This window comes from Xenorhabdus griffiniae, assembly GCF_015163655.1.
GTDB classification, from domain to species: Bacteria; Pseudomonadota; Gammaproteobacteria; order Enterobacterales; family Enterobacteriaceae; genus Xenorhabdus; species Xenorhabdus griffiniae.
Genome location: NZ_JADEUF010000002.1, coordinates 1 through 23431 on the forward strand (window position 1 = coordinate 1; position 23431 = coordinate 23431).

17 protein-coding genes are annotated in these 23431 nt (G+C 44.1%); 11 read left to right on the plus strand and 6 right to left on the minus strand.

What is annotated here, in order from left to right; genetic code table 11:
- Window positions 1-462: 462 nt before the first annotated feature.
- Window positions 463-1092 (plus strand): AAA family ATPase, encoded by a 630-nt coding sequence (locus tag IQ211_RS00800; protein WP_189758167.1) that lies wholly within the window; start codon window positions 463-465, stop codon window positions 1090-1092.
- A 38-nt stretch (window positions 1093-1130) separates the two neighbouring features.
- Here IQ211_RS00800 and dinG read toward each other — a convergent pair whose 3' ends face one another.
- A complete protein-coding gene (gene dinG, locus IQ211_RS00805) occupies window positions 1131-3242 on the minus strand; it encodes an ATP-dependent DNA helicase DinG (protein WP_189758166.1) in 2112 nt (703 codons plus the stop codon).
- Window positions 3243-3723: 481 nt separating this feature from the next.
- Between dinG and IQ211_RS00810 the strand changes: the two genes are divergently transcribed.
- Together IQ211_RS00810 and sseA are read left to right on the plus strand one after the other, a co-directional pair.
- Window positions 3724-3879, plus strand: a complete 156-nt coding sequence (locus IQ211_RS00810) for a hypothetical protein (RefSeq protein ID WP_189758165.1) — start codon at window positions 3724-3726, stop codon at window positions 3877-3879.
- 39 nt (window positions 3880-3918) lie between these two features.
- Entirely contained in the window at window positions 3919-4758 is an 840-nt protein-coding gene (sseA, locus tag IQ211_RS00815; protein WP_189758164.1) for a 3-mercaptopyruvate sulfurtransferase, read from the plus strand.
- A gap of 44 nt (window positions 4759-4802) precedes the next feature.
- Here sseA and IQ211_RS00820 read toward each other — a convergent pair whose 3' ends face one another.
- The 5 genes from IQ211_RS00820 to rhlE form a co-directional block, all read right to left on the minus strand.
- A complete protein-coding gene (locus IQ211_RS00820) occupies window positions 4803-5054 on the minus strand; it encodes a GlsB/YeaQ/YmgE family stress response membrane protein (protein ID WP_189758163.1) in 252 nt (83 codons plus the stop codon).
- Between the two features lie 174 nt (window positions 5055-5228).
- Complete coding sequence (locus IQ211_RS00825) at window positions 5229-9668, minus strand: RHS repeat-associated core domain-containing protein (RefSeq protein ID WP_193836309.1); 4440 nt, start codon at window positions 9666-9668, stop codon at window positions 5229-5231.
- Between the two features lie 941 nt (window positions 9669-10609).
- Window positions 10610-11716, minus strand: coding sequence for a hypothetical protein (locus tag IQ211_RS00830; RefSeq protein ID WP_189758160.1), 1107 nt, complete (start codon window positions 11714-11716; stop codon window positions 10610-10612).
- A gap of 752 nt (window positions 11717-12468) precedes the next feature.
- On the minus strand, window positions 12469-13452 hold the full coding sequence (gene dusC, locus IQ211_RS00835; RefSeq protein ID WP_189758159.1) for a tRNA dihydrouridine(16) synthase DusC: 984 nt from the start codon (window positions 13450-13452) through the stop codon (window positions 12469-12471).
- Window positions 13453-13456: 4 nt separating this feature from the next.
- On the minus strand, window positions 13457-14791 hold the full coding sequence (gene rhlE / locus IQ211_RS00840; RefSeq protein WP_189758158.1) for an ATP-dependent RNA helicase RhlE: 1335 nt from the start codon (window positions 14789-14791) through the stop codon (window positions 13457-13459).
- Between the two features lie 249 nt (window positions 14792-15040).
- Here rhlE and IQ211_RS00845 point away from each other — a divergent pair, with 249 nt between their 5' ends.
- The 8 genes from IQ211_RS00845 (at window position 15041) to IQ211_RS00880 (ending at window position 23282) form a co-directional block, all read left to right on the plus strand.
- On the plus strand, window positions 15041-15736 hold the full coding sequence (locus IQ211_RS00845; protein WP_189758157.1) for a transcriptional regulator: 696 nt from the start codon (window positions 15041-15043) through the stop codon (window positions 15734-15736).
- Window positions 15737-15815: 79 nt separating this feature from the next.
- On the plus strand, window positions 15816-16808 hold the full coding sequence (gene hlyD, locus IQ211_RS00850; protein WP_189758156.1) for a secretion protein HlyD: 993 nt from the start codon (window positions 15816-15818) through the stop codon (window positions 16806-16808).
- An 8-nt stretch (window positions 16809-16816) separates the two neighbouring features.
- Window positions 16817-18553 (plus strand): ATP-binding cassette domain-containing protein, encoded by a 1737-nt coding sequence (locus IQ211_RS00855; RefSeq protein WP_189758155.1) that lies wholly within the window; start codon window positions 16817-16819, stop codon window positions 18551-18553.
- Entirely contained in the window at window positions 18550-19710 is a 1161-nt protein-coding gene (locus IQ211_RS00860) for an ABC transporter permease (protein ID WP_189758154.1), read from the plus strand. Before IQ211_RS00855 ends, IQ211_RS00860 begins: the two co-directional genes overlap by 4 nt.
- 12 nt (window positions 19711-19722) lie before the next feature.
- Window positions 19723-20829, plus strand: coding sequence for an ABC transporter permease (locus IQ211_RS00865; protein ID WP_189758153.1), 1107 nt, complete (start codon window positions 19723-19725; stop codon window positions 20827-20829).
- Between the two features lie 357 nt (window positions 20830-21186).
- A complete protein-coding gene (locus tag IQ211_RS00870; RefSeq protein ID WP_189758152.1) occupies window positions 21187-21819 on the plus strand; it encodes an alanyl-tRNA editing protein in 633 nt (210 codons plus the stop codon).
- 52 nt (window positions 21820-21871) lie between these two features.
- Complete coding sequence (locus IQ211_RS00875; RefSeq protein ID WP_189758151.1) at window positions 21872-22642, plus strand: 2OG-Fe(II) oxygenase; 771 nt, start codon at window positions 21872-21874, stop codon at window positions 22640-22642.
- A gap of 1 nt (window position 22643) precedes the next feature.
- On the plus strand, window positions 22644-23282 hold the full coding sequence (locus IQ211_RS00880; protein WP_189758150.1) for a LysE family translocator: 639 nt from the start codon (window positions 22644-22646) through the stop codon (window positions 23280-23282).
- Window positions 23283-23431 lie beyond the last annotated feature (149 nt).

The window sequence follows — 23431 nt, forward strand, 5'->3', positions numbered from 1 at the left end:
ATGTCATAAATTTATATTACTTCCTATCAACTAATAAAACATTTGTTATAAATATAATCATATCAATAGTGTTTTTATATTTCATAGCTTATACAGCCTGCCAACAATCACCTGAGAAAAATAATTTTATTACAATAGGTTACTTTGGATTTGCACTCTATATCTCAATGATATTGTTCTATAATTTGATTCATACTACTAAAGATCACCTTTGTCACTTGATTAATTTTTTATCAGCAAAGAAATTTATACTTCTTAATTATTGCATATGCCTTTCCATTTTTACTATCTCATGTAGTGTATTTGCCTTTTTTGTGACGCATTCATTGCAGTTAGTTTTATTTCCTTATTATTATGTAATATCTATTTTTATTGCATTAATAAATCTATCAAAGACACAATATACAAAATTGCTTTCATTATGTTCCATTGTTTTATTTTCTTGTTTAGGAGGATATATTTATGCTTGAGATCATTGAACTGGAAGCAACGGTCGGCAATAGAAAAATATTTTCAAATGTTAATTGTCAATTTGATATTGGTATAAATCGTATCAAAGGTATTAATGGTTCTGGCAAGACAACTTTTCTTGCTTGCCTATCTGGAATTAAAAAGGTTAATAAAGGTAAATGTAATTTCGTTAAGGATCATAAGAATCACCCATTCAACTTACAAAAACAAGGCTTTTATCTATCTGACCATGTTAATTTTTACCATTTTCTTACCGGCCTTGATATCATTAACTTAACTAAACGTTATAAAAAGATAAACCATGACTATCAATTAGCAGATTATTTAACAGGGTTTGGTATTACCCATTACTTAAATACAGAATTCGGCAACATGTCTTTAGGTACTAAAAAGAAATTTCTACTGACATCTGCACTAATGTCTGATGTTGATGTTTATATTTTTGATGAACCTACTAATGGCCTAGATTTAAACTCAATCACTTTTTTTAGGGAACTGATCAAATCCCTTGCTGACCAAAAAATTTTTATTTTAAGCTCTCATGATGAGAGCTTCTTGCAAGGACTAACAGTTAATGATTATTGGATACATAAAAATCAAATTATCTCGTTGAAATATTGATACAGTGCAATTGAATAAATAACCCATCCTTGAGTTATTTATTCCTTTTCCGCTGGCACCTTTGGCCGTTCGATGGGAAATACCGGCAAAGAATTCAATAAACGTGAACCATAACGTTTGGTGAATAACCGAGTGTCATAAATGACCACATCACCATAACACTCATGGCTGCGAATGAGCCTCCCCACTTGTTGGATCAAATTAAAGGAAGCGCTGGGTAAACTCTGTACTTCAAATGGATAACGTTTTAAAGATTTCAACCATGCGCTTTCAGTAATGATCACCGGATTAGTTACGGGGGGAAATGCGATTTTATGGATATGGACTTGTGAAAGATAATCACCTTTTAGATCCAGCCCTTCTGCAAATGACTGTAACCCAACCAGAACGCTGGTTTGTCCTTCATCAATACGCTTGCAATGTGTTTCTACCAATCGATAACGAGGCTGATCACCTTGTACTAATAACATCAACCGCAGGTCTGTAACAAAAGTGAGGAACCCTTCCATTGCTCGTTGACTGCTAAAAAGTACCAACATTCCCCGATGTTTTCCTGCCATCACTTGAGAGCGGAAATAGCGCGACATTTCCTCAAGATGCTGCATTTCATTCTGAATAGTCGGTTCCTGTGTCATTTGCGGTATAACCAAACGCCCTTGTCGTACATGTTCAAAAGGTGATGACAAGCTGATAAAACGATCACCATAATTTTCGTGTAATCCGGTAAGCTCCTGAATGCGGGAAAAGCTATTCAGTGAACACAACGTGGCCGATGTCACTACAACATGGGGAATGGTACGCCATAGTATTTGGGTTAATTGTTCGCTAACCCGAATTCCAGCACAATGAAAATAAAGGTGAGATTGGTTTTTCTCATTGCGTCGCATTAACCATTTGGATATTGGCGCATGGGAAGACTCTTCTTGTGACGCCAAACGCCACAGTTTTGTCATATTCTCAAAATAACCCAATGTTCGGCTGATTTGCAAAATAGCACGATGCAAGCGGACGATATCTTGTTTGGCCGTCTGATCACTTAAATCATTCAAAATCGCTTCTGCTAAACTACGTAATCCATCAGTGAGTTTAAATAATTGCTGGCAGCATAACAGCAAACTAGCCGGTAACTTTCCCAGTTCGAACAGATATTCCTCCGCTTCACCACTCTCAGGCAAGAGCGCCTGTGTTATCTCCGCCAATTCCTTAAAGTATTCACGGATTGTTGCACAATGGTTCTGTAATCGAGGGATATTAGCCAACGCGGGCGGTTTTGCCGGCCGGAATTGAACCAGGTATTGTTCTACATGGCGGACAAAAATATCTAATTGCCCATGAAGCTGGAATAAGGTGATTTCCCCTTCAACTTCCAGCGCATCCCTTGCCACTTCGGGAATATGATGCCCTTCATCCAAAACCAACAGCAGATTTTTTGCGGCCGGTAAAACCGATTCGCTTTCCAACGCCGCCATAACCAAAGAATGATTGGCAACGATGACATCTGCATCTTCAATTTCCCTGCGCGCAAGAAAAAATGGGCAACGGTGGTAAAACTGGCAATTGCGTGCCAGGCAGTTCACCTTATCCGTACTGATTTTTGCCCACAATGAATCCGCCAGTGCCAGTTTATGATGATCACGTAAGCCATCCCAGATAAACGTCGTATAATCACTGCGCAGTCGGCGACACAGTTCCCGCTCTTCACTGTTAGCAATTTCAGTCTGATCTTCGACCAGAAACATCAAGTCAATCTGTTCTCCTTCTGCGGCACAAATGGCCGCCAGATTGCGCGGGCAGACATAACGCGCCCGACCAAAAGCGCCCGTAAATTTCAGGTCAGGAATAATTTTACGCAGCAGCGGCAAATCCTTGCTATAAATTTGATCTTGTAAGGCAACATTGGCTGTACTGACTACCAATGGCTTCTGTTCTGCCCGGCTGATGGCAATCCCTGGGAGCAGGTATGATAACGTTTTTCCTACTCCTGTTGGCGCTTCTATCACCAAATGCCGCCCTTCGTCATCTGCCAATGTCTTTGCAACTTCAGCGATCATTTGACGTTGCGGAGCACGTGGAATGAAACCATCAATATGGGTAGATAATGACTTATACCACTGACTAATCTGACTTTTTACTGAACTAGAAAGAGCCATGAGTTTTACTGCTTAAAAATTGGAGGGCTATTTTTTTCATCATACTTCTGTCTTTACTGTTCAAACGCATATACTTGATAAACTTTAAGTTGCAATCCGCAAGACGAGGCGAGGTGTTATATTTCCCCGCTATGCGGGGAAATATAACACGCATCTTGAAGTTGGATTGGTATAAACGCAATTTGGTAAGAAATAATTTTCCCATAGAACTGATCTCAAATCAGCTTTATATGATCATTCCTGCGAAGCGGTTTCCAGTCTTTTTATTGTCAATGTAAGAAAACCGGTTATCGCTTGTCTGAAATGTAGAAGCCGATATACTTTTGGGTTTTTATAGCCGTTATATACCAATCTAACTTCAAGATACGTGTAATTTCTCCCCGCGAAGCGGAGGGAGAAATCAGGTTTCATAGAGTGTTGTAAATTGCAACTTGAAGTTGAATACGTATAACTCTTTATTAAAACCTTATTGGATACAGAGATGAAAAAAATCCTGCTCATTATCATCATATTATTTTCCATCGGCTCAATTGGTGGGAACCTTCTGGCAGGGATGAATATATACACCCGCTCAACCACACCAACAGAAGCGCCACAACAGACTCAGCAGGAAAATACTCCAACAGGGCAACAATAAATACGTTGGCTTGTATCGTAACACCAGATGAGGAAGCTCATGAAAAATGAATATTTTGTCAGTCCACAATGGTTAAACGAACATCTTTATGATGAGAATATCGTTGTCGTTGATGCCAGTGTCCCAATGCCTACCCAATCTATCAACTATCACCAACTTTGGTTAGAGAAACACATTCCGGGCGCACAATTTTTTGATCTGGATAAGGTCGCTAATCTACAAACCAACCTGCCTCACATGTTGCCGGCGCCGGAAACTTTCCGTCAGGCTGTTAGCAAAATGGGCATCAGTGAAAATCATCTGGTGGTAATTTACGATCAAGGCAATATGTTTTCCGCCCCACGGGCATGGTGGACATTCAAAATTTTTGGGGCCCAGCATATCCGTATTCTTGAAGGGGGCTTACAAGGCTGGCAGCAAGCCGGTTATTCCACCGAATCAGGTAAAGTTATTCGCTCTCCCGAAGTTTTCAATATCCAGTTTACCCCTGAAAAAGTCTGTTCTCAGACGCAGATCCTTGATGCTCTCCGTAACGATGTAGAGGTTCAATTTGTTGATGCCAGAGCAGAAGACCGCTTTCAAGCAAAAGTGCCGGAACCCCGTCCAGGTCTGAGGATGGGGCACCTGCCTGGTGCTAAAAATGTTCCGTGGACAGCCCTGATTGATAATGGATGCTATAAGCCACGAGAAGAAATTGCAGCAATATTCCGCAAACAGGGCGTTGATTTAAGCCAACCTATCATTACCAGTTGTGGCTCTGGTATGACAGCCGCAGTTTTAGTTCTGGGGCTTGATATGATTGGTCATAAGGAAACAGGATTATACGATGGCTCCTGGGCTGAATGGGGAGCTGATGATTCACTTCCGTTAGAAAAATAAATAATAACAACAAAGGGCATCAAAATAACATGCCCTTCATTGTACTATTGATTAGAAATTTTATGGTATACAAACAGGACTATTATTGCGCCAATAACGGCAATAACGAAACTCCCCAAATTAAAGCCGTCCACTTTTCCCATACCAAGAAACGTACTAATATATCCACCAACCACAGCCCCCACAATACCCAGAATAATCGTCATTATGATGCCACTGCTGTTATTTCCCGGCATAATCCATTTAGCAAGAATTCCGGCAATTAAACCAAAGATAATCCATGACAGAATCCCCATACACCACCTCCAAAACTGATTAGGTTATTAGTCCACTGGTTCAATTATTCTTCTCTGCTTTAAGTTAAGACACCAACAAAAAAAATTGCAACTTGTAAAAGTGGCTAATAGAATAAGGGCCGATCTATGATCGGCCCGCTATATTATGCACATTTACCAGAATCATATCACAATCTAAAATCTAAGATTTGGAACAATAACATCATTAAAAAATTGAAAAATATTACGTCTTAACAAGATATTATCAGGGAAAACTAGACGTAGATCCCGATCTAAATTTGCATTTCTTAATGCATGGTATAGCCAGTCACTTACAGTATAATAAGGAAAAGAAAAACCGCCTATTTCCCAAGTAATTTCCATATTTCTTATCGTACCAATATTAAATGGAAGTCTACCTGATATATGGTATTCTGTGAAAAAACGGAGATCATTGACAGTTTCAACGATAACATCCCCCATTATATGGGGGGTAGTGGATAGATTTTCATTGATAAAATGCAAATATAATGATTCAAATTGTGAATTCGAAGTATGTAATGGAAATGATCTTCCATTTCCCAATGGGATGATATTATCAAGAACTTCTATCGGAGCGTTATTTGCTCTGGGTCTAAAGAATACCCTTCTCAAATTTGCCAAATCACCACCATCAGCAGCCAATCCACGTACATCCATCCCGACAGTATAAAAACCACTCTCTCTGGGATTTTCAACTTGTATGATCCTATTCTCATCAACAGCATGCCTAAATGCGTCGATATAACTATTTCTTACAGGCAGCCGTGGTGTACTTGCGGCTCCAGAAGAAGAAGCAAAATTCAGCCTTGGCTCCCCGCCGCTATAGTGATAAGTGGCCTCAAATGTCTCGCTAAACGCGGCCGGACGTTGGCTCAACCGCCGCAAACCGCTGGCAAGGCCGCCAAGGGCACCGGCTCCCAAACTGAGCACCCCGAATCCCATTGAGATCCAGCCCAGGGTGGCCGAAGCTCGGGGATTGCTGTCTGCAGTGGCGGCACTGGCAATGCCCGTCGCATCCGCGACCAGCCCCGCAAGAATGGCGGCATCGCCCGCCAGTGAGGCTCCACCGGTGGGGATAGCCAGCACCAGACCAATCACCAGCCCAACGGCACCCCCAATAATCCCAAACAAGCTGCCCAGGCTGATATGCCCCGTCGGGTCAATACGATTGAGGGGGTCACCAAGGCAGTAGGCATACGGGTTCAGCCCCCCGGCACCAAATGGACTCCAGCTATCAGGGGCATTAAAACGCATCAGCACCGGATTATACGCCCGATACCCATTCCCCAGATGATAGGCGCCCGCCGCCGGATCAAAACGCTCGCCATTATAAGCCGGAATATCCGGGGTGCGCTCGGCCTCAGCCTGCTGTCCATAAGGTGAATAACGATAGCGGGTTTCGCTGCCCTCGCCCTGATGGCTCACCAGCACACTATGACCATCCGTGCCCAGTAAATGCGTATCGGTGCCCGTGATGGCCGCCACTACTTCCCCCTGTGCCCGCAATAAGCGGGTCGCCACGCCGCTTTCACGCAGAATTTCTGTGACACGCGTCGCTCCCTGATAATAGAGCTCATGGGTCTGGTCTGGCCCCACCCGCTGCAACACCAACCGGTTAGCCGCATCATAGCCATACGCACTGGTGGTGTCACTGAGCTGGACAGCCGACAGCCGGCCCAGGGCATCATACGTTAAATGACGGCCCGCCTCATCCTGTATCAGACGGCCCGCCGCGTCATACGCCAGGGTGATCGTGGCCGGATACCCCGGGTGCGTATGGGTAACGGTGTGTAACTGACAGGGATCTGATGGATTAGGGTAGAGAAACGTGGCCGTATCACGCTTTCCATCGTCGAGGGTAGTGATACAGGTCTGGATATTCCCCAAACGATCGTAAGTAAAACTCTGATGCGCAATGCTAAAGCCGTAAGCATCCCGCGGGCATTCTACACCGGTACAATCATACTCCACCAACCATTGACGGGCAGGATCATAGCTGTAGGTTTCCTGGCGTAGCTGACGACCGGCCTGCTGTGAATACAGGGTGCGCGAGGCGATCTGGTGCCTGACGGTATACGTTTGCGTTAGGGTTAGCGTATCCGTGGCGGTCTGGATTTGACGTGCCGTTTCTCGCCCAAACTCATCAAAACTGAGCGTGGTGGTGATGGTGTCATCATGCTGTTTGTCGTGAACCGTCCACTGTTTGACGCGGCTGGCCGCATCATAGGTCAAGTCGATATCAATATCTGCATCCCGCGCAGCAATCGGCCGGCCAAACTGATCAAAACTGATACCCCAGTTTTTTCCCGTAACATCCTGGTAAGCCGTCAGCTGGCCGGCAGGGGAATAGGTGTAGTTTGCTTTTCGTGCAGCCCCTGCCCCCGTATCATCAAAACGGCAGGTTTCCTGTTGCAAACGGCCGGCAGCGGTATATTCCAGACTGCGGGTGGCCTGCTGTGCCGCGCTGGCGGTGGTCAGCACCCCGGTCCTGGGATCGAAAGTAAAGTCCTGCTGGATGTCACCGGCATCCACGTGGGTCGGCACATTGCCTAACCGCGGTTCATAGCAATAATTTACCGTCTGGCCCCGCGGATCGGTGATCTGGCTGGGACAGGGAGCCTCACCCTGGTAAGAGGCGCAGTAAGTCCGCCCTCCACAGGTGGTTATAATGGGACGATACAGGCTGTCAAAGCAACGTGTTCCCAGCACCGTTTCATTCACCGCAATTTGCGCCACCAGGTTGCCTGTTGTGAACGGTGCATAGGATTTTTGGATCACCGTCCCGTCACCGTGACTTATCGTCAATACCCGTCCCCATAAATCATAGGTGTACTCGGTTTTCTGTCCCAGGGTGTCAACCGTAGCCCGTAACCGTCCCAGGCCATCATAGTAATGCTGCTGCTGACTATGGAAGTTGCCTTGGCTGTCATAGAGGGTGACCGTGACCGGCTGGTGACGGGTATCATACTCCACCGTACACTGACTAAAAGACAGCCCTTCCGCCTGCCGGGAGACCTTGGCCGTGCGGGTTACCGGATCATAATCGTGTTGGATACACTCACCAGTATCGTGGATAACCCGATGTAGCCTGCCCCAGTCGTCATATTCCATCCGCTGGCAAGACGCAATCGGTGCCACAGCGGGGGAATGGCCCGGAGACGTTTCTACCGGCAGCCAGTCATACTGGGTTTGAGCCACTACCCGCCCCCAGCTGTCCCGCTCAATCTCTGAGACTAAACGCCAGCCCTGATCTTCCTGTCCTTTTGCCAATATCTCCTGCTGATAGGCGTGCCCCTGCCCATCAAAGCGGGTGCGCACCTGGTTACCCCACACATCGGTTTGCGTGGTCGTCACCGCGCCTTCCTCTTCAATGGCATAGGCATACTGTACCCTTTGGGCATAGCGGGTATTCGCATTACTGGTATGCGCTGAGATACGCCCAAGATCATCATAGTCATAGTGGGCCGTGCAACCCTGGGTATCCGCTTCATGCCATAATTTACCGCTAACCTGTGATTGGGTACGCTGGGTCGTGAGCTTCAGCTGGTCATGCCCGGTCCATTCGCCACTTTTTACCAATGCCTCCCCCTGCAGGGTATAGCTAAAAGTTTGCTGGCTGTGCCACGTCTTGCCGGCGGCCTGTTCCTCTCCGGACAGGGCATACACAGTCTCATCAATATGGTGTATGCGCCCATGATCGGGAGAATTCACATCATTAATATAGCCAGACTGACTTTCATGCAGTAACTGCCCGGCGCTATACCCGCCCTGATAGGTGCAGACCACAGCGTAGTCTGCGGGAGTGCCGGCCAGCGCCGCTAACGACGTATAGCGATAGACCATCCGGTGGATTGGCGCATCCTCATAAGTACCTGCCGGTGACGCCTTGCCGGGGGTAACGGTTTTGGATTTGACAAAACGCACAAAGCCATGCGGTGAAGCGGGACAGGCTCCGGCTTCCCCTTCGGCAGGATAATACACCCAGTCCGTGCGGGTACCATCCGGCGCAATTTGCACGGTCGGATTACCCGCTTCATCAAACGCCGTCTGGATCACCTCCACGTCAGGGGTATCATTAAAGCTGATGCGGGCTGTTTTCGGCAACTGAAACTGGGGCGGCTGGTCGTCAAACGCACTGCCTACCTGCGCATAATAGTCAGTCTGATGCGCCCGTTGGCGCCCGTTCTGCACCGTCGTCTCGCTCACCAGCAGGTGGTACTGGTTATAGCGGCGGGTGATATGGCGCTGCGTGGTGCCATTGTCCCACTGTTCGGTTGAGCCATACAGGTAATCATTCAGGACCCCGTAGAGATAATCTTCATCCGCATGCCAGTGTCCCTTCGCCCCGTACCCCAGAAAATTGGCCGCGGTATATTGATAGGTGCGCACAATATCCGGGCCGTGGCCGGGCGACTGTGTATGGTGGGTGACATAGGGTAATGCAGACAGGGGGGCGCCTTCGGGGAAGCGGTGGCCGTCAAGGTGATAATTGACCCGCTCCGTCAACCCCGTCGGGGCGTTCACCTGATTCAGAAACCGACACTCGATATCATACCCCAATGCCCAGGTCAATGTTTGGCCGGCCGGCGTCATTTTTTTCACCGCGCTCACATAACCGTTCTCGAACAGCAACTGGATATCATAGGCTTCCGCCGTGCCGGGCCAGACCGTGAAACGGGTATAACTGCCGTATTCATAGTGCACGGTTAACAACACCTGCCCGGTGTTATCGGTGACGGTCGTCAGGTACAGGTCAGGGCCGGCATCACTTTTCCAGTCCAGGGTCAGAGAATGCCCCAGGGGGGTAAATATTTGGGTCGGTACTTTGAGGGAATAGGCATTGTCCGGCCCGGTTAACACTTCCACCGTGCCTGATTTATGGATCACCCGATAGACATTCTGAGCGACATCTTTTTCAAACCGTACCCCGTCCTGCTTATACTGTTTCAGGTAAACCTGGTCCGTATATTCATCCACTTTATAACGCTCGCCGGTGGAGAGACTTAATAACCGTTGCTGGCTGTCATACTGGGTCAGCCCCAGGGAAAAGCCCATACCGAACCCCTGGTTGTCGGTATTGAGCGGGTTATAGGCCAGGGAGATGGTTTGGATGGGGCCAAGATGTCGGTTACCGGTTAACCGGGCCACCAACATCGCATACGTATACAGGCCGGTGCGGGGATCAACACTGCCCATGGCCGCACTTTGAAAGTTATGGGCATTTGAGAAAAAATCATTCTGCATTTTGGCGCCTCTCTTTCTTTATTTGATGAAATAATGAAAAAAACTGATTTTTCTTATTTCATAACCCGATTATACTTAAAGGGAAATTTACTGCGGCGATTGACAAAAATATATTATATATAAAATAAATATTCTCACTTTTTACGCCGTCGCCAGTCAGACTCATTTTTCAATATATAAAATATAAATCTATATATACCAATCGTCTTTCAAGGTGAATCTTATATCTCCCCGCGTAGCGGAGGGGGGGATATAAAAAATCACATTGATTTTCAATCTGCAACTCGAAGTTAGATTGGTATATCTATAAGATGGACTTTTCCTTTTTCGCCGTCATTATCATTGCGTGGCTGTGCCAAAAATTTTCCTAAATTGCCATATTGGTCATAAATATAAATAGTAAAATCCCCCAACCAAGTATCATGTAACATCGAATCAATCTGAATCAGGGCACACATTATGGTAAAACAAACGACCTCAGATCCCTCTTGTCTAATTTCGATATCTACATTAAAATCAACAGGCAAATCCCACCACGTGGTATTACCTATGGAAACGTACGTTTCTTCTCCCAGGCTCCAAATAAAATGTACATAATAATAACCGAAATCCCAATCTTGGTTGTAGCCCGTTTCATGATAACGCTGATGCATACAATTAAAAGGTATATTATTACCAGTGAGAGGGTTATCACCACTCCAAGATAAGGACACGATATATCTATCATCTCTCTTCAGCTTTACATAGGTATTATACTGGTACCAGTGAGCATATGGAGGACTCTTATCAAGATGCTCTTTGCCCTCTTTGGCCACCATATCTATATCAGAAACCTTATAACGTGTTTCATGTATCGCCAGAAGCTGGACAAATGCATCAAAATCACTCCCTGCTCCAAAGGCTGTTGTGTATGTTATGCCAGCTGGCGTCCTAACCAATACAGCAAGTTGTTTGATTTTACTTGCTGCTTTGGGTGAGCAATATACATAATAAGTTATCCTACTTAGCTTTGTATCATTATCATCTTCATTATTCTTTTCATTATTGTTCAAAGATGAAACCCTTGGCGTTCTAGTAAATTCATTAGGTTTATCTATATAAGCCCAGGTAAAATCGTCTTTTTCTTGTGCATTCCAGGCAAGTGGTTCTTGTGTGTCATAGTCAACTAGCCAAACATGCTGCAAAAGCAGATCACTTGGGACTAATATCGTATTACCTTTACAATTAGCTGCGTGAATATAAATATCGATCGCGACCCGATTTCTTCCGTTAGCAAAGATCCCAGCGTCACGATTTACCTGAGGTAGTTTTATTTTTAACTCAGATACTCTATACCAAGATTGATCGTCATCTGTACAGATTGGTATTGGTTGGTCGTCATCTTTAATATTGTTCATCTGTTTTTCCCCTAAGTTAATCAAATCATTTTCAATATCATCTCCGCTATTAACATCATGACTTATAAAATAAACATCAGAATAAAGGATGGTCTTATCAATAAAAACGCATTACATTAATTTTTAAATCATTTAATACTTATACCAATCTTCTTTCAAGATGCGTCTTATATCTCCCCGCGTAGAGGGGGAGATATAAAGAATCACATTGATTTGCAAGCTGCAATTTGAAGTTGGATTGGTATATATAATGACTCTATATGAAGAAATAAGTAAATATTTTTATGTTTTTTCAACGTTTTTATTTGAAAGTAATAATATGCCAGCACAATGACCTTCATAATACAAATATAACCCAATCATCCAGATTTTCCAGTGATTGCAAAGAATATTTTTCTTATGTCTGAATTATATATGCATCACCTGATCGCTAAACTATTAATTCAATAAACATATTTAACCATTTATAAATAATAAACATATAAATATGTTTAAATAAAAATAAAGACAAATCATGGATTGTTTTATTTATTATGTATAAAATCAACCATAAAATTAATCTACCTTCATATAATTCTGATATCAATATAAGGAAAATTCCTCTAATGGAATTTTATTTTATAGATATCATTCATTATTTATAAAAAAATGAGATGTATTTTACTTATACCCGATAGGTTTTAAATTATAAAAAACATGCATTCTCCCCCATAAATAGAGAAACACTATATCACGGGAGGGAATAAATGCGGCTAACAGAAGATGGAGGATTCTTGGATAGCATGTCGCAGTAGACATTCATCTACGGCAGAAGAAATAACTTTGGCAATCTCAGCAGATGTTTTCAATCCTCTGATTTGCATAAATAACTCACCCGCTTCATTATACTCTTTGCGTAAATACCCCAACCATTGTTTGATACGGGCAACATGATAAAGCCCCGTATCTCCTTGCTTTTCCAGATAAGTATATTTTTGCAGTAACTTGAGTACGCCGCTCCACGGCATTTTGGGTTCGTTATATTTAATGACACGACTCAAATTTGGCACATGCAGAGCACCACGGCCCACCATCACGGCACCACATCCTGTCGTTTTGATACACGCCTGAGCGCTTTGCCAATCCCAAATTTCACCGTTGGCAATAACAGGAATAACAAGGCGATGCCGAATTTCACCTATCGCCTGCCAGTTAATATGCTCTGCTCTATAGCCCTCTTCTTTGGTTCGTCCATGCACAACCAATTCGGTTGCCCCCGCTTGTTGAACAGCATCCGCAATCTCAAACTGACGTGAAGTAGAATCCCATCCCAGACGCACTTTTACTGTTACCGGCAAATGGGCGGGCACCGCCTCACGCATGGCTTTAGCTCCCTGATAAATGAGTTCAGGATCTTTCAATAAGCTAGCACCGCCACCACTGCCATTGACTGTCTTTGACGGACAGCCACAGTTTAAATCGACACCCCATGATCCTAACTCAACCGCCCTCGCCGCATTTTCTGCCAACCATTCTGGATATTGCCCAAGAAGCTGGAGCCTGACTGGCGTTCCCGATGGGGTACGGCTCTGATGATGCAGTTCAGGGCACAGCCGGTAAAAAGATTTTACCGGCAGTAAGCTGTCAACCACACGCAGGAATTCAGTAACGCACAGGTCATAGTCATTGATTTCACTCAACAGTTCCCTAACCAAAGAATCCAAAACCCCTTCCATCGGAGCCAGCAAAACGCGCATTAAATTATTCTCCCGCTACCGAAGCACGTGAGGTTTTGGTTGCGCGTTCTTTATTTATCCGATTTTGTTTGGAATGACCCTGTTTGCCATTTCGATGAGGGTTATTACCGCGAGAATGATTACCGCGCGAGCTGCTATTACTATGGAAGTTATTACCACGGCTATTACGTCCATTTTGGATAGGTTCAGCTTTGATAGAAGGATCAGGTTCATAACCCGAAATGGCAATGCGTGGAATTTCTCGCTTCAATAGGCGCTCAATATCTTTCAGGAGCTTGTGTTCATCGACACACACCAGCGATATCGCCTGTCCAGTCGCCTCAGCGCGCCCAGTACGACCAATTCGATGCACATAATCTTCGGCAACGTTTGGTAATTCGTAGTTGACGACATAAGGCAATTGGTCAATATCCAGCCCACGGGCAGCAATATCCGTTGCCACCAACGCACGGATTTGCCCTGTCTTGAAATCAGACAGTGCACGGGTTCTTGCTCCCTGACTTTTGTTACCGTGGATCGCAGCCGCAGTCACACCATCTTTATTTAATTGTTCCGCCAGCCGGTTTGCACCATGTTTAGTACGCGTAAATATCAGTACCTGTTGCCAGTTCTGGCTGCCTATCATGTAAGAGAGCAATTCACCCTTGCGCTTTTTGTCAACAAAATGGATGGATTGATCAATTTGCTCAGAGGCCGAGTTACGCCGTGCTACTTCTACGCTGACAGGCTCTTTCAGTAATTTATTGGCGAGGCTCTTAATTTCATCAGAAAATGTCGCCGAAAAGAGTAAGTTTTGGCGTTTTGCTGGCAGTTTGTTCAACACCCGACGAATATCGTGAATAAAACCCATGTCCAACATGCGATCTGCTTCATCCAAAACCAGAATCTCAACGCGTGAAAGATCGACCGCATTTTGGTGCTCCAAATCCAGCAAGCGGCCTGGCGTTGCGACCAGAATATCGACACCACCACGCAGTTTCATCATCTGCGGATTAATGCTGACTCCGCCAAAGACAACAAACGAACGTAATCTAAGATATTTGCTGTAATTACGTACATTTTCTCCCACCTGAGCCGCTAGTTCTCGGGTTGGGGTTAAAACCAACGCTCTGACCGGACGGCGGCCTTTTGCCTGAATCGGGGATTCACTCAAGCGTTGCAAAATAGGCAAAGTAAATCCTGCTGTTTTTCCTGTGCCTGTCTGGGCACTGGCCAGTAGATCTTTGCCGGATAACACAACAGGAATGGCCTGCTGCTGAATAGGGGTAGGTTCCACGTAGCCTTGTTCTTCAACGGCACGCAAAATATCAGCCTTCAAGCCGAGTGACTCAAAATTCATAAATAAGAAATACTCCAGACTTCATCATGCCTGATATCAATTCAGGACTACACAAACTGCAATGCAGCCTATATAAATAGGGCGTGATTATAACAGATATGTCTTTTGGACGATTATTTTTTATGGGTGACTATTAAAAAGACAATTTGAGTTAACTTTACATCGAATTACTTTAGTTTTAAAGTTAATCATACGATTGATATATTTTCAGTATTCCCAAAAACTCTTTATCACAGGAAATATTTTGACATGGCAGCAAAGAAGGCCCAGACATTACGCGGCGAACAAGCCAAACAACAACTTCTGGAAGCAGCGATAGAGATTTTTGGCAAATCAGGTCTGGATGGTGCGACTACCCGCAATATTGCCCAACATGCTCAGCAAAATATCGCAGCTATCGCATACTATTTCGGTTCCAAAGAGGGATTATACCTCGCCGTCGTACAACATATTGCCGATAAACTGAAATCAGAGTTTGCCCCTCTTATTGAAGCCATTGATCATTTTTTTGCTAAAACAGCGAAACCCTACCCCAAAAACCAAATATTGGCATTTATTCATCAGGGAATGGTTAGCTATAACCGCCTGATTTTCGAAAAAAGCAGTATCAATATCAGCCGGATCATGTCCCATGAACAATTGACGCCAACAGAAGCTTACAGCGTTATGCATGAGCAGGGGCTGGCTCCAATTTATTCTCGGTTGAATAAGCTCATCGCCAATTATATCGGCGCTGATGAACGCCAAATTTCAACCCAAATTCATACCCATGCTCTATTGGGTGAGATCCTCTCTTTCCGACTGGCCAGGGAAGCCTTATTACGCCAAACCGGATGGGACAATATTGGCACCAAAGAATACGAATTAATCAATCAGGTTTTATCTCAGCACATCAATTTGTTACTTGATGGGTTAAGAGAAAAATCAAACAGGTATGCCCAATAGCGCTTAAGCAATGGCATAACCAACGAAGCCACCACTTGAAAGATAGCGGGTATAAATTGAACAAGGCATAAGGGATAGTATGAACAGTAAAAAGTTTGCTCTTGCCCTATTGGCACTCATTGTTGTTATCAGTGCTATTGTCGGTATCTACTATTATCAGGAACAAAATAGCAGGGAGCTTACCCTGTATGGCAATGTTGATGTCAGAACTGTTAACCTCAGTTTTCGGGTTGCAGGTAAGCTGGCTAATTTGCAGGTGGATGAAGGTGATGCCATTACTGTGGGCCAAATGATTGGTCGCCTTGATGATGCCCCCTTTATCAATGCCTTGAATCAAGCCAAAGCAGCTCGTGATGTCGCTAAAGCAAATCTTGCCAAAGCTGAAGCGGGTTATCGCAGCGAAGAAATCGCCCAGGTACGTGCTGAAGTCAAGCAAAAAGAGTCAGCATTCCATTTTGCCGATAGTTTCCTGAAACGCCAGCAAGGGTTATGGCAGAGCAAAACAATTTCAGCCAATGATCTGGAAAATGCCAGAACCGGACGCAATCAAGCACTGGCCGCTTACCAGGCAGCAAAAGATAAATTGCGTCAGTTCGAAACTGGTTATCGTATAGAAGAAATTGCGGCGGCAAAAGCTCAACTTATTCAAGCAGAAGCAGCCGTGGCACAGGCTGAACTTAATCTAAAAGATACTCAACTCACTTCTCCCTCGGCAGGGATGATCCTGACCAGAGCTATTGAGCCAGGCACCATGCTGGCGGCTGGCAACACGGTTTTTACCCTGTCATTGACCAATCCTGTTTGGATCAGAGCATATATTGATGAGCCTAATCTTAATCAGGCTATCGCCGGACGGGAGGTCTTGATTTATACCGATGGGCGGAAAAACCAGCCTTATCATGGCAAAATCGGTTTCGTTTCTCCAACTGCCGAATTCACCCCAAAAAATGTCGAAACCCCTGACTTAAGAACAGACTTGGTCTATCGCCTGCGCATTATTGTCCTTGATCCCGATGAAGGACTTAAACAAGGAATGCCTGTTACTTTGCGTTTTACTGAAACAAATAAGTAGGCGATAACATGACCAGTTCAGCTTATACGATAAAACTGAACGGCGTGGAGAAAACTTTTCCAGGATTAGAGGTTCCTGCTGTATCTCATCTGCAAGCAGAAATTCAGGGCGGATCAGTGACGGGACTTGTCGGTCCAGATGGTGCCGGAAAAACCACGCTGATAAGAATGTTGGCCGGATTATTGAAGCCTGATAGCGGCAATATTGAAATCATGGGGCTTGATCCCATCAAGGACAGTGTTCAAGTCCGTTCTGAGCTCGGTTACATGCCGCAGAAATTTGGCTTGTATGAAGATTTAACCGTAATGGAAAATCTCACTTTATATGCCGACTTGCGCGGTGTTCTTGGTGAAGAACGCAAAGCCACCTTTCAGAAATTACTCACCTTCACGGACTTAACCCGTTTTACCGGACGGTTAGCCGGAAAATTGTCCGGTGGCATGAAACAAAAACTGGGGCTGGCTTGTACATTACTAGGTAGCCCGAAGGTCTTGCTACTGGATGAGCCTGGTGTGGGCGTTGATCCCATTGCCCGTCGTGAATTATGGCAAATGGTCCATGAGCTCGCTTCTGACGGTATGTTGATCTTATGGAGCACCTCTTATCTGGATGAAGCCGAGTTATGTCGTGATGTTTTGTTGATGAACCGAGGTGAACTGCTCTATCGCGGCCAGCCACAAGATTTAACCCGCAATATTGCGGGCCGATCTTTTTTGCTTGATGTCAAACAGGATGCACGGCGCAAAATGTTGCAACATGCCCTCACCTTGCCGCAAGTGACTGATGGTGTGATTCAGGGAAAATATGTTCGCCTGATCTTAAAAGAAGAGGCAGATAAGAACGCCTTACTCCAACAAATAGGGGGACATGAAACCAATCTCATCGAAGCCGAACCCCGTTTCGAAGACGCATTTATCGATTTATTAGGTGGCGGCCCGTCCCATCGTTCCGAATTAGCGGAGATAATGCCTCAAATCCCACCAAACCCAACCGAAACCGTGATAGAAGCCCGTAGCCTGACTAAAAAATTTGGCGATTTTGCGGCGACTGACCATGTCGATTTTCAGGTGAAACGAGGGGAAATATTCGGCCTATTAGGACCAAATGGCGCCGGAAAATCAACTACCTTCAAAATGATGTGTGGTTTGATGATCCCCACTTTAGGCAAAGCCTTGGTTCTGGATATGGATTTAAAAACCAGTTCAGGCAAAGCCCGTCAACGCCTTGGTTATATGGCGCAAAAATTCTCACTTTATGGCAACCTGACCGTTGGACAAAACCTTAAATTTTTCTCTGGTGTTTACGGCCTGAAAGGTCGTCATCAACAAGAAAAGATGTCTGACATGATCCGTGCTTTCAATCTTGGGCCAATCTTACACCAAAAGACGGATAGCCTGCCGCTCGGATTTAAGCAACGACTTGCCCTTTCCTGCGCATTGATGCACGAACCTGATATTCTGTTTTTGGATGAACCCACTTCGGGCGTTGATCCATTAACCCGCCGAGAATTTTGGCTACATATTAATGGGATGGTGGATAAAGGGGTAACTGTGATGGTCACAACTCACTTTATGGAAGAAGCAGAGTATTGTGATCGTATCGGGCTGGTATTTCGAGGCAAATTGATCGCAGCCGGAACACCCGATGAACTGAAACAACTGGTCGCTACGGATAACTTCCCTAACCCTTCCATGGAAGATGCTTTTATCGATCTCGTGTTGAACTACGATAAGGAGCCGCAATGAGTCATCCTGAACATACAACACCTCAGAAGGCCGTCAGTTTCTCATGGCGTCGATTGAAAGCGCTCTGCATCAAAGAGACTAAGCAGATTATCCGTGATCCCAGCAGTGCTTTGATTGCCGTAGTTATCCCATTGATGCTGCTGTTTATTTTTGGTTACGGTATTAACCTGGATTCCAGCAAACTTCGCCTCGGTATTCTCATGGAGCAGCAGAGCAAAGACGCCAGAGAGCTAGTGCATGTATTTACGGGATCACCCTATATTGATGCTACCATCAGCGACAACCGCCAATTCTTAATCAAAAAAATGCAGGAAAACCAAATCCGCGGCATTATCGTCATTCCTGTCAATTTTGATACCCAGCTCGCCCGTGCAGGGAGCCATGCTCCGATTCAGGTTATTACCGATGGCAGTGAACCCAATACCGCCAATTTTGTGCAGGGTTATACTAAAGGCATCTGGCAAATTTGGTTACAGCAACGAGGACAAAATCGTGGAATTTCAACGACGCCCTTGATTGATACACAAATCCGCTATTGGTTTAATTCCGCCGCCATTAGTCGACATTTTCTTATTCCCGGTGCGGTTTCAATTATTATGACTGTGGTAGGCGCAATTCTTACCTCACTCGTGGTTGCCCGTGAATGGGAACGCGGAACTATGGAAGCGCTACTTTCAACTCAGGTTACCCGCACCGAACTGTTACTTGCCAAATTATTGCCCTATCAGATGCTGGGATCTTTTGTCATGGTACTTTGTATGCTATTTACAGTGTTTGTGCTGGGGGTGCCCTATCGTGGCTCACTCTGGATACTAGCATTAGTCTCCAGCCTTTATCTTGCTACCGCCCTGGGGATGGGGTTACTGATTTCTACCCTGACACGTAATCAATTCAATGCGGCGATGATTTCTCTCAATGCCGCTTTTTTGCCTGCCATTATGTTGTCTGGTTTCGTTTTCGAAATAGACAGTATGCCTGCACTTATTCAGGCTTCGACTTATGTCATACCTGCACGTTACTTCGTCAGCAGCCTACAGACGCTCTTTCTGGCCGGGAACATTGGCACTGTGTTGATGACAAACCTGCTCCTGTTGATTGCCAGTTCCATCGTCTTTATCGGCCTGACCGCGTGGAAAACACGTCGACATCTGGATTAAAAAGGAAAGAGCATGTTTTATCGTCTGTACACACTCATTATGAAAGAGTTGCAGTCTCTTCTGAGAGAGCCGCAAACACGGAACATTTTGATTTTGACCGTGATTATACAAATGATCCTGTTCCCGTGGGCTGCAACGCTGGAAGTCAAAAATGCCACCATCGCCATTTATAATGAGGATAATGGACAGGCATCGATTGAGTTAACCCAACGACTGGCAAAATCAAAAGCATTTCCTGATGTTATTTTGCTAACCAGTTCGCAAGAAATCCGCCCTACCCTGGATAACCGCAAGGCACTATTACTGGTACGCTTTCCCCAAAATTTCAGTGCTAATCTCGCCAACCATAACCCGACATCAATTCAAGTTTTGTTGGATGGGCGTAATTCAAACAGCGCCCAAATCGCAGCCAACTATATCCAGCAAATTGTGATGGATTACCAAAAACAACTGTTGGGAAATGCCCCTAATTTCAATAATAGTGAACTCATTGTACGTAACTGGTATAACGCCAATTTGGATTATAAATGGTTCGTTGTACCGTCGCTGGTTGCCATGATTACCACGATTGGTGTACTGATTGTCACAGCGTTGTCAGTCGCCCGTGAACGGGAACAAGGAACGCTGGATCAATTACTGGTTTCTCCATTGGCGACATGGCAAATTTTCCTTGGCAAAGCGATTCCAGCATTGGTTGTGGCGACGATGCAAGCAAGCATTGTTTTGCTGATTGGAACGCTGTTCTATCAAATTCCTTTCGCGGGTTCATTGCTGCTATTTTATGGCTGTATGTTGATTTATGGCTTATCCCTGGTGGGTTTCGGTTTGTTGATTTCTGCTGTCTGTTCCACCCAGCAACAAGCATTTATTGGTGTATTTGTGTTTATGATGCCCGCTATTCTGCTTTCTGGTTATATCTCTCCGGTCGAGAATATGCCTGTTTGGTTACAAAATATCACCTGGATTAATCCAATCCGGCATTTTACTGATATCACCAAGCAGATTTATTTGAAAGGCGCTGATTTATCCGTTATTTGGCCAAATTTATGGCCTTTATTGGTAATTACTGCCACAACCGGAGGGATCGCTTATCGGCTGTTTCGGAGTAAGATTGCTTGATAAATTTAAAACTGTGAAAAACCACCTAATTGAACTGTCTGTCATTAAGCGTAGAATAATTCTCTATTATATTTTTAATAGAAATTGTAATATTGTTTATTATATCCCCACTAGTTATTACTTTACTTTTTTTCTAATGAGTGTTAATTATTTTTAGAAAATCACAAGGAAACTGACTTCTATATTTTAGACAGTTCAAATTGAAATGATTATCAAGCTATACATATTAAAATTCAAGTTGCCATTTACAACACGATATGAAACCTGATTTCTCTCCCGCTTCGCAGGGAGAAATCACACGCATCTTGAAATTAGATTGGTATATATTTAAATTGTAATAATATCTGGAAATAAAATATGACAGAGCGTAATTATTTATCGAGTCAAGCACTGACCGATAATGTTGAAGTGATTGGCTGTATTCCTCGTGATGATGGGCGTTATTCCACTTGGTTAAAGTCTACTATATTTCATCCTCAAGGAGGGGGACAACCTAGTGATATAGGCTGGCTTAATGAAGTAGAGGTAGTTCACGTGACTGTGGAAGACGGTGACATCGTCCACTTAACTACAGAACCTGTAGCTCTAGGAAACGCTTTTGCTCGTATTAATATTGAACGACGCCAATTATATTCACGACTGCATTCTGCCGGGCATCTTATTGGACATGTCGTTGAAGATATGATGTGGCACCCGATTAAAGCTCATCATTGGCCGGGTGAAGGGAGAATAGTATTTAAGCCGAGTGTGAATGCTCAAAGTGTGTCGAAAGAGCATATTCAAACGATATGTGAAAATTATATTAAACAGGATCTACCGTGCAAAGTAGTTCAACGAGATGATGGATTTAGAGAAGTGAGTTTCGGTCATTTTACGCCCTACCTTTGTGGTGGTACCCATGTGACATCTCTAGGAGAATTAGGAAATATTAAAGTACAGGAGATTAAAATAAAGAAGGACAATCTAATAGTACATTATGATGTAGTCTAACAATTTAATATATTTTTATAAAAATCATCAGTAAACAAAAGAAAAAGACATTATGATTATAGAAGTTGATTGCCTTGATGCCGCGTGTTTAAAAAAACTTGCAGAGAAAGAAATTTTAGTTATACGTGTAAAACAATTTGTGCCTAATTTGTTAGCTGAACAGTTAGGGGAAAAAATATTAGGGCATGGATTTGATAGATATTTAAATGCACCGAGCATAGGGCGAATCGGAATGGCATTTTATGAAGCTGAGAATAAACCACAGCGTGTAGAAGATTATTTTGAAAGTGTATTCCAGAACATTAATGACTTACGACAACGTTGTTCGCCTTATTATTCACCGATAGATAAACTGAGATGCATTTTAGATGAGTTTTGGCCTGCTGGAGCCCAAATTGAAACACTGTATGGCAAGAAAATGTATGTGGGATTGTCGAGGGTAGTTATACCTGGGGTCACTTTTCTTGCACACCATGATATTTTTGCTAAAGATGCTCCTGATAGCTTTAGAGCTAAGAGTCTTCAAGCCCAGTTTGCAGCTAATGTTTATCTTTCTATGCCCAGAGAAGGCGGAGCCTTACAAATTTGGAAAGATGAACTTTCTCCAGAAGAATTTGATGCTATGCGTGGTAATAGTTATGGGATTGAGCCTTCTTTGCTTGGTGAGCCAGCACTAGAGATTCGACCAGATGTGGGTGATCTTTTGATCTTTAACTCTCGGTGTATGCATTCTGTAACTGCTGGCGTCGATGATCTACGTTTGAGCCTGTCTTGTTTTATAGGCTATCGTGGAACAGAAAATCCATTGTCATTCTGGAGTTGATATGCTGTCTAACTATTGGGGAGAATTTTTAGGACTGGCTGTGATTCATTTCCTGGCAGTAGTCGCGCCAGGTCCAGATTTTGCGGTAACTATACGGCAGAGTATAAGATTTGGATGTTGGGCAGGTATATGTACGGCAGTAGGTATTGGAGCAGGAATATCAATACATGTTATCTATACACTGGTGGGAGTTAGTGCATTAATGCATGCTACTCCGTGGTTGTTAGAAGTAGCAAAACTCGTTGGTGCAATTTATATCACGTGGCTTGGTATCAAATTTATTAGGACTAAACCTGCTAATTTGGATACCTTAGAAGGTGAAGAAATTATTTTGACTTCACAGAGTAGATGGAAAGCATTTCTGATGGGGTTTATGACAAATGCCCTTAATCCTAAGGCAACATTGTTCTTTTTGGCCGTTTTCACAACCGTAGTGAGTAGTAATACACCTACTCTGATACAGGTTTTCTATGGTGTATGGATGTGTGTAGTCAATGCGGTATGGTTTGTGTTGGTTAGTATCATTTTCTCGAATGTATTGATTCGTAATAAATTCATACAGAAAGGCTATTGGTTTGAACGAATCATGGGAGTTGTGTTGATTGGGTTCGCTGTTCGATTGTTATTTATGTCTATATGATGTTTCCACTGTAGATAATTAGTCATATACCAATCTAACTTCAAGATGCGAGTGATTTCTCCCCGCCAAGTGGGGAGAAATCAGGTTTCATATCGTGTTGTAAATTGCAACTTGAAGTTTAATGCGTATAAACATTATCAATGTCGATT

What these genes read in the sequence shown, in the direction of transcription:
- IQ211_RS00825 (WP_193836309.1), bottom strand. Translation starts at nt 9,668, where the DNA reads ATGACGCCGGCCGGCCAAACATTGACCTGGGCATTGGGGTATGATATC.
- IQ211_RS00870 (WP_189758152.1), top strand. Translation starts at nt 21,187, where the DNA reads ATGACAGAGCGTAATTATTTATCGAGTCAAGCACTGACCGATAATGTT.
- IQ211_RS00855 (WP_189758155.1), top strand. Translation starts at nt 16,817, where the DNA reads ATGACCAGTTCAGCTTATACGATAAAACTGAACGGCGTGGAGAAAACT.
- dusC (WP_189758159.1), bottom strand. Translation starts at nt 13,452, where the DNA reads ATGCGCGTTTTGCTGGCTCCGATGGAAGGGGTTTTGGATTCTTTGGTT.
- IQ211_RS00845 (WP_189758157.1), top strand. Translation starts at nt 15,041, where the DNA reads ATGGCAGCAAAGAAGGCCCAGACATTACGCGGCGAACAAGCCAAACAA.
- IQ211_RS00830 (WP_189758160.1), bottom strand. Translation starts at nt 11,716, where the DNA reads ATGAACAATATTAAAGATGACGACCAACCAATACCAATCTGTACAGAT.
- IQ211_RS00865 (WP_189758153.1), top strand. Translation starts at nt 19,723, where the DNA reads ATGTTTTATCGTCTGTACACACTCATTATGAAAGAGTTGCAGTCTCTT.
- dinG (WP_189758166.1), bottom strand. Translation starts at nt 3,242, where the DNA reads ATGGCTCTTTCTAGTTCAGTAAAAAGTCAGATTAGTCAGTGGTATAAG.
- IQ211_RS00810 (WP_189758165.1), top strand. Translation starts at nt 3,724, where the DNA reads ATGAAAAAAATCCTGCTCATTATCATCATATTATTTTCCATCGGCTCA.
- IQ211_RS00800 (WP_189758167.1), top strand. Translation starts at nt 463, where the DNA reads ATGCTTGAGATCATTGAACTGGAAGCAACGGTCGGCAATAGAAAAATA.
- IQ211_RS00820 (WP_189758163.1), bottom strand. Translation starts at nt 5,054, where the DNA reads ATGGGGATTCTGTCATGGATTATCTTTGGTTTAATTGCCGGAATTCTT.
- IQ211_RS00860 (WP_189758154.1), top strand. Translation starts at nt 18,550, where the DNA reads ATGAGTCATCCTGAACATACAACACCTCAGAAGGCCGTCAGTTTCTCA.
- IQ211_RS00880 (WP_189758150.1), top strand. Translation starts at nt 22,644, where the DNA reads ATGCTGTCTAACTATTGGGGAGAATTTTTAGGACTGGCTGTGATTCAT.
- sseA (WP_189758164.1), top strand. Translation starts at nt 3,919, where the DNA reads ATGAAAAATGAATATTTTGTCAGTCCACAATGGTTAAACGAACATCTT.
- hlyD (WP_189758156.1), top strand. Translation starts at nt 15,816, where the DNA reads ATGAACAGTAAAAAGTTTGCTCTTGCCCTATTGGCACTCATTGTTGTT.
- rhlE (WP_189758158.1), bottom strand. Translation starts at nt 14,791, where the DNA reads ATGAATTTTGAGTCACTCGGCTTGAAGGCTGATATTTTGCGTGCCGTT.
- IQ211_RS00875 (WP_189758151.1), top strand. Translation starts at nt 21,872, where the DNA reads ATGATTATAGAAGTTGATTGCCTTGATGCCGCGTGTTTAAAAAAACTT.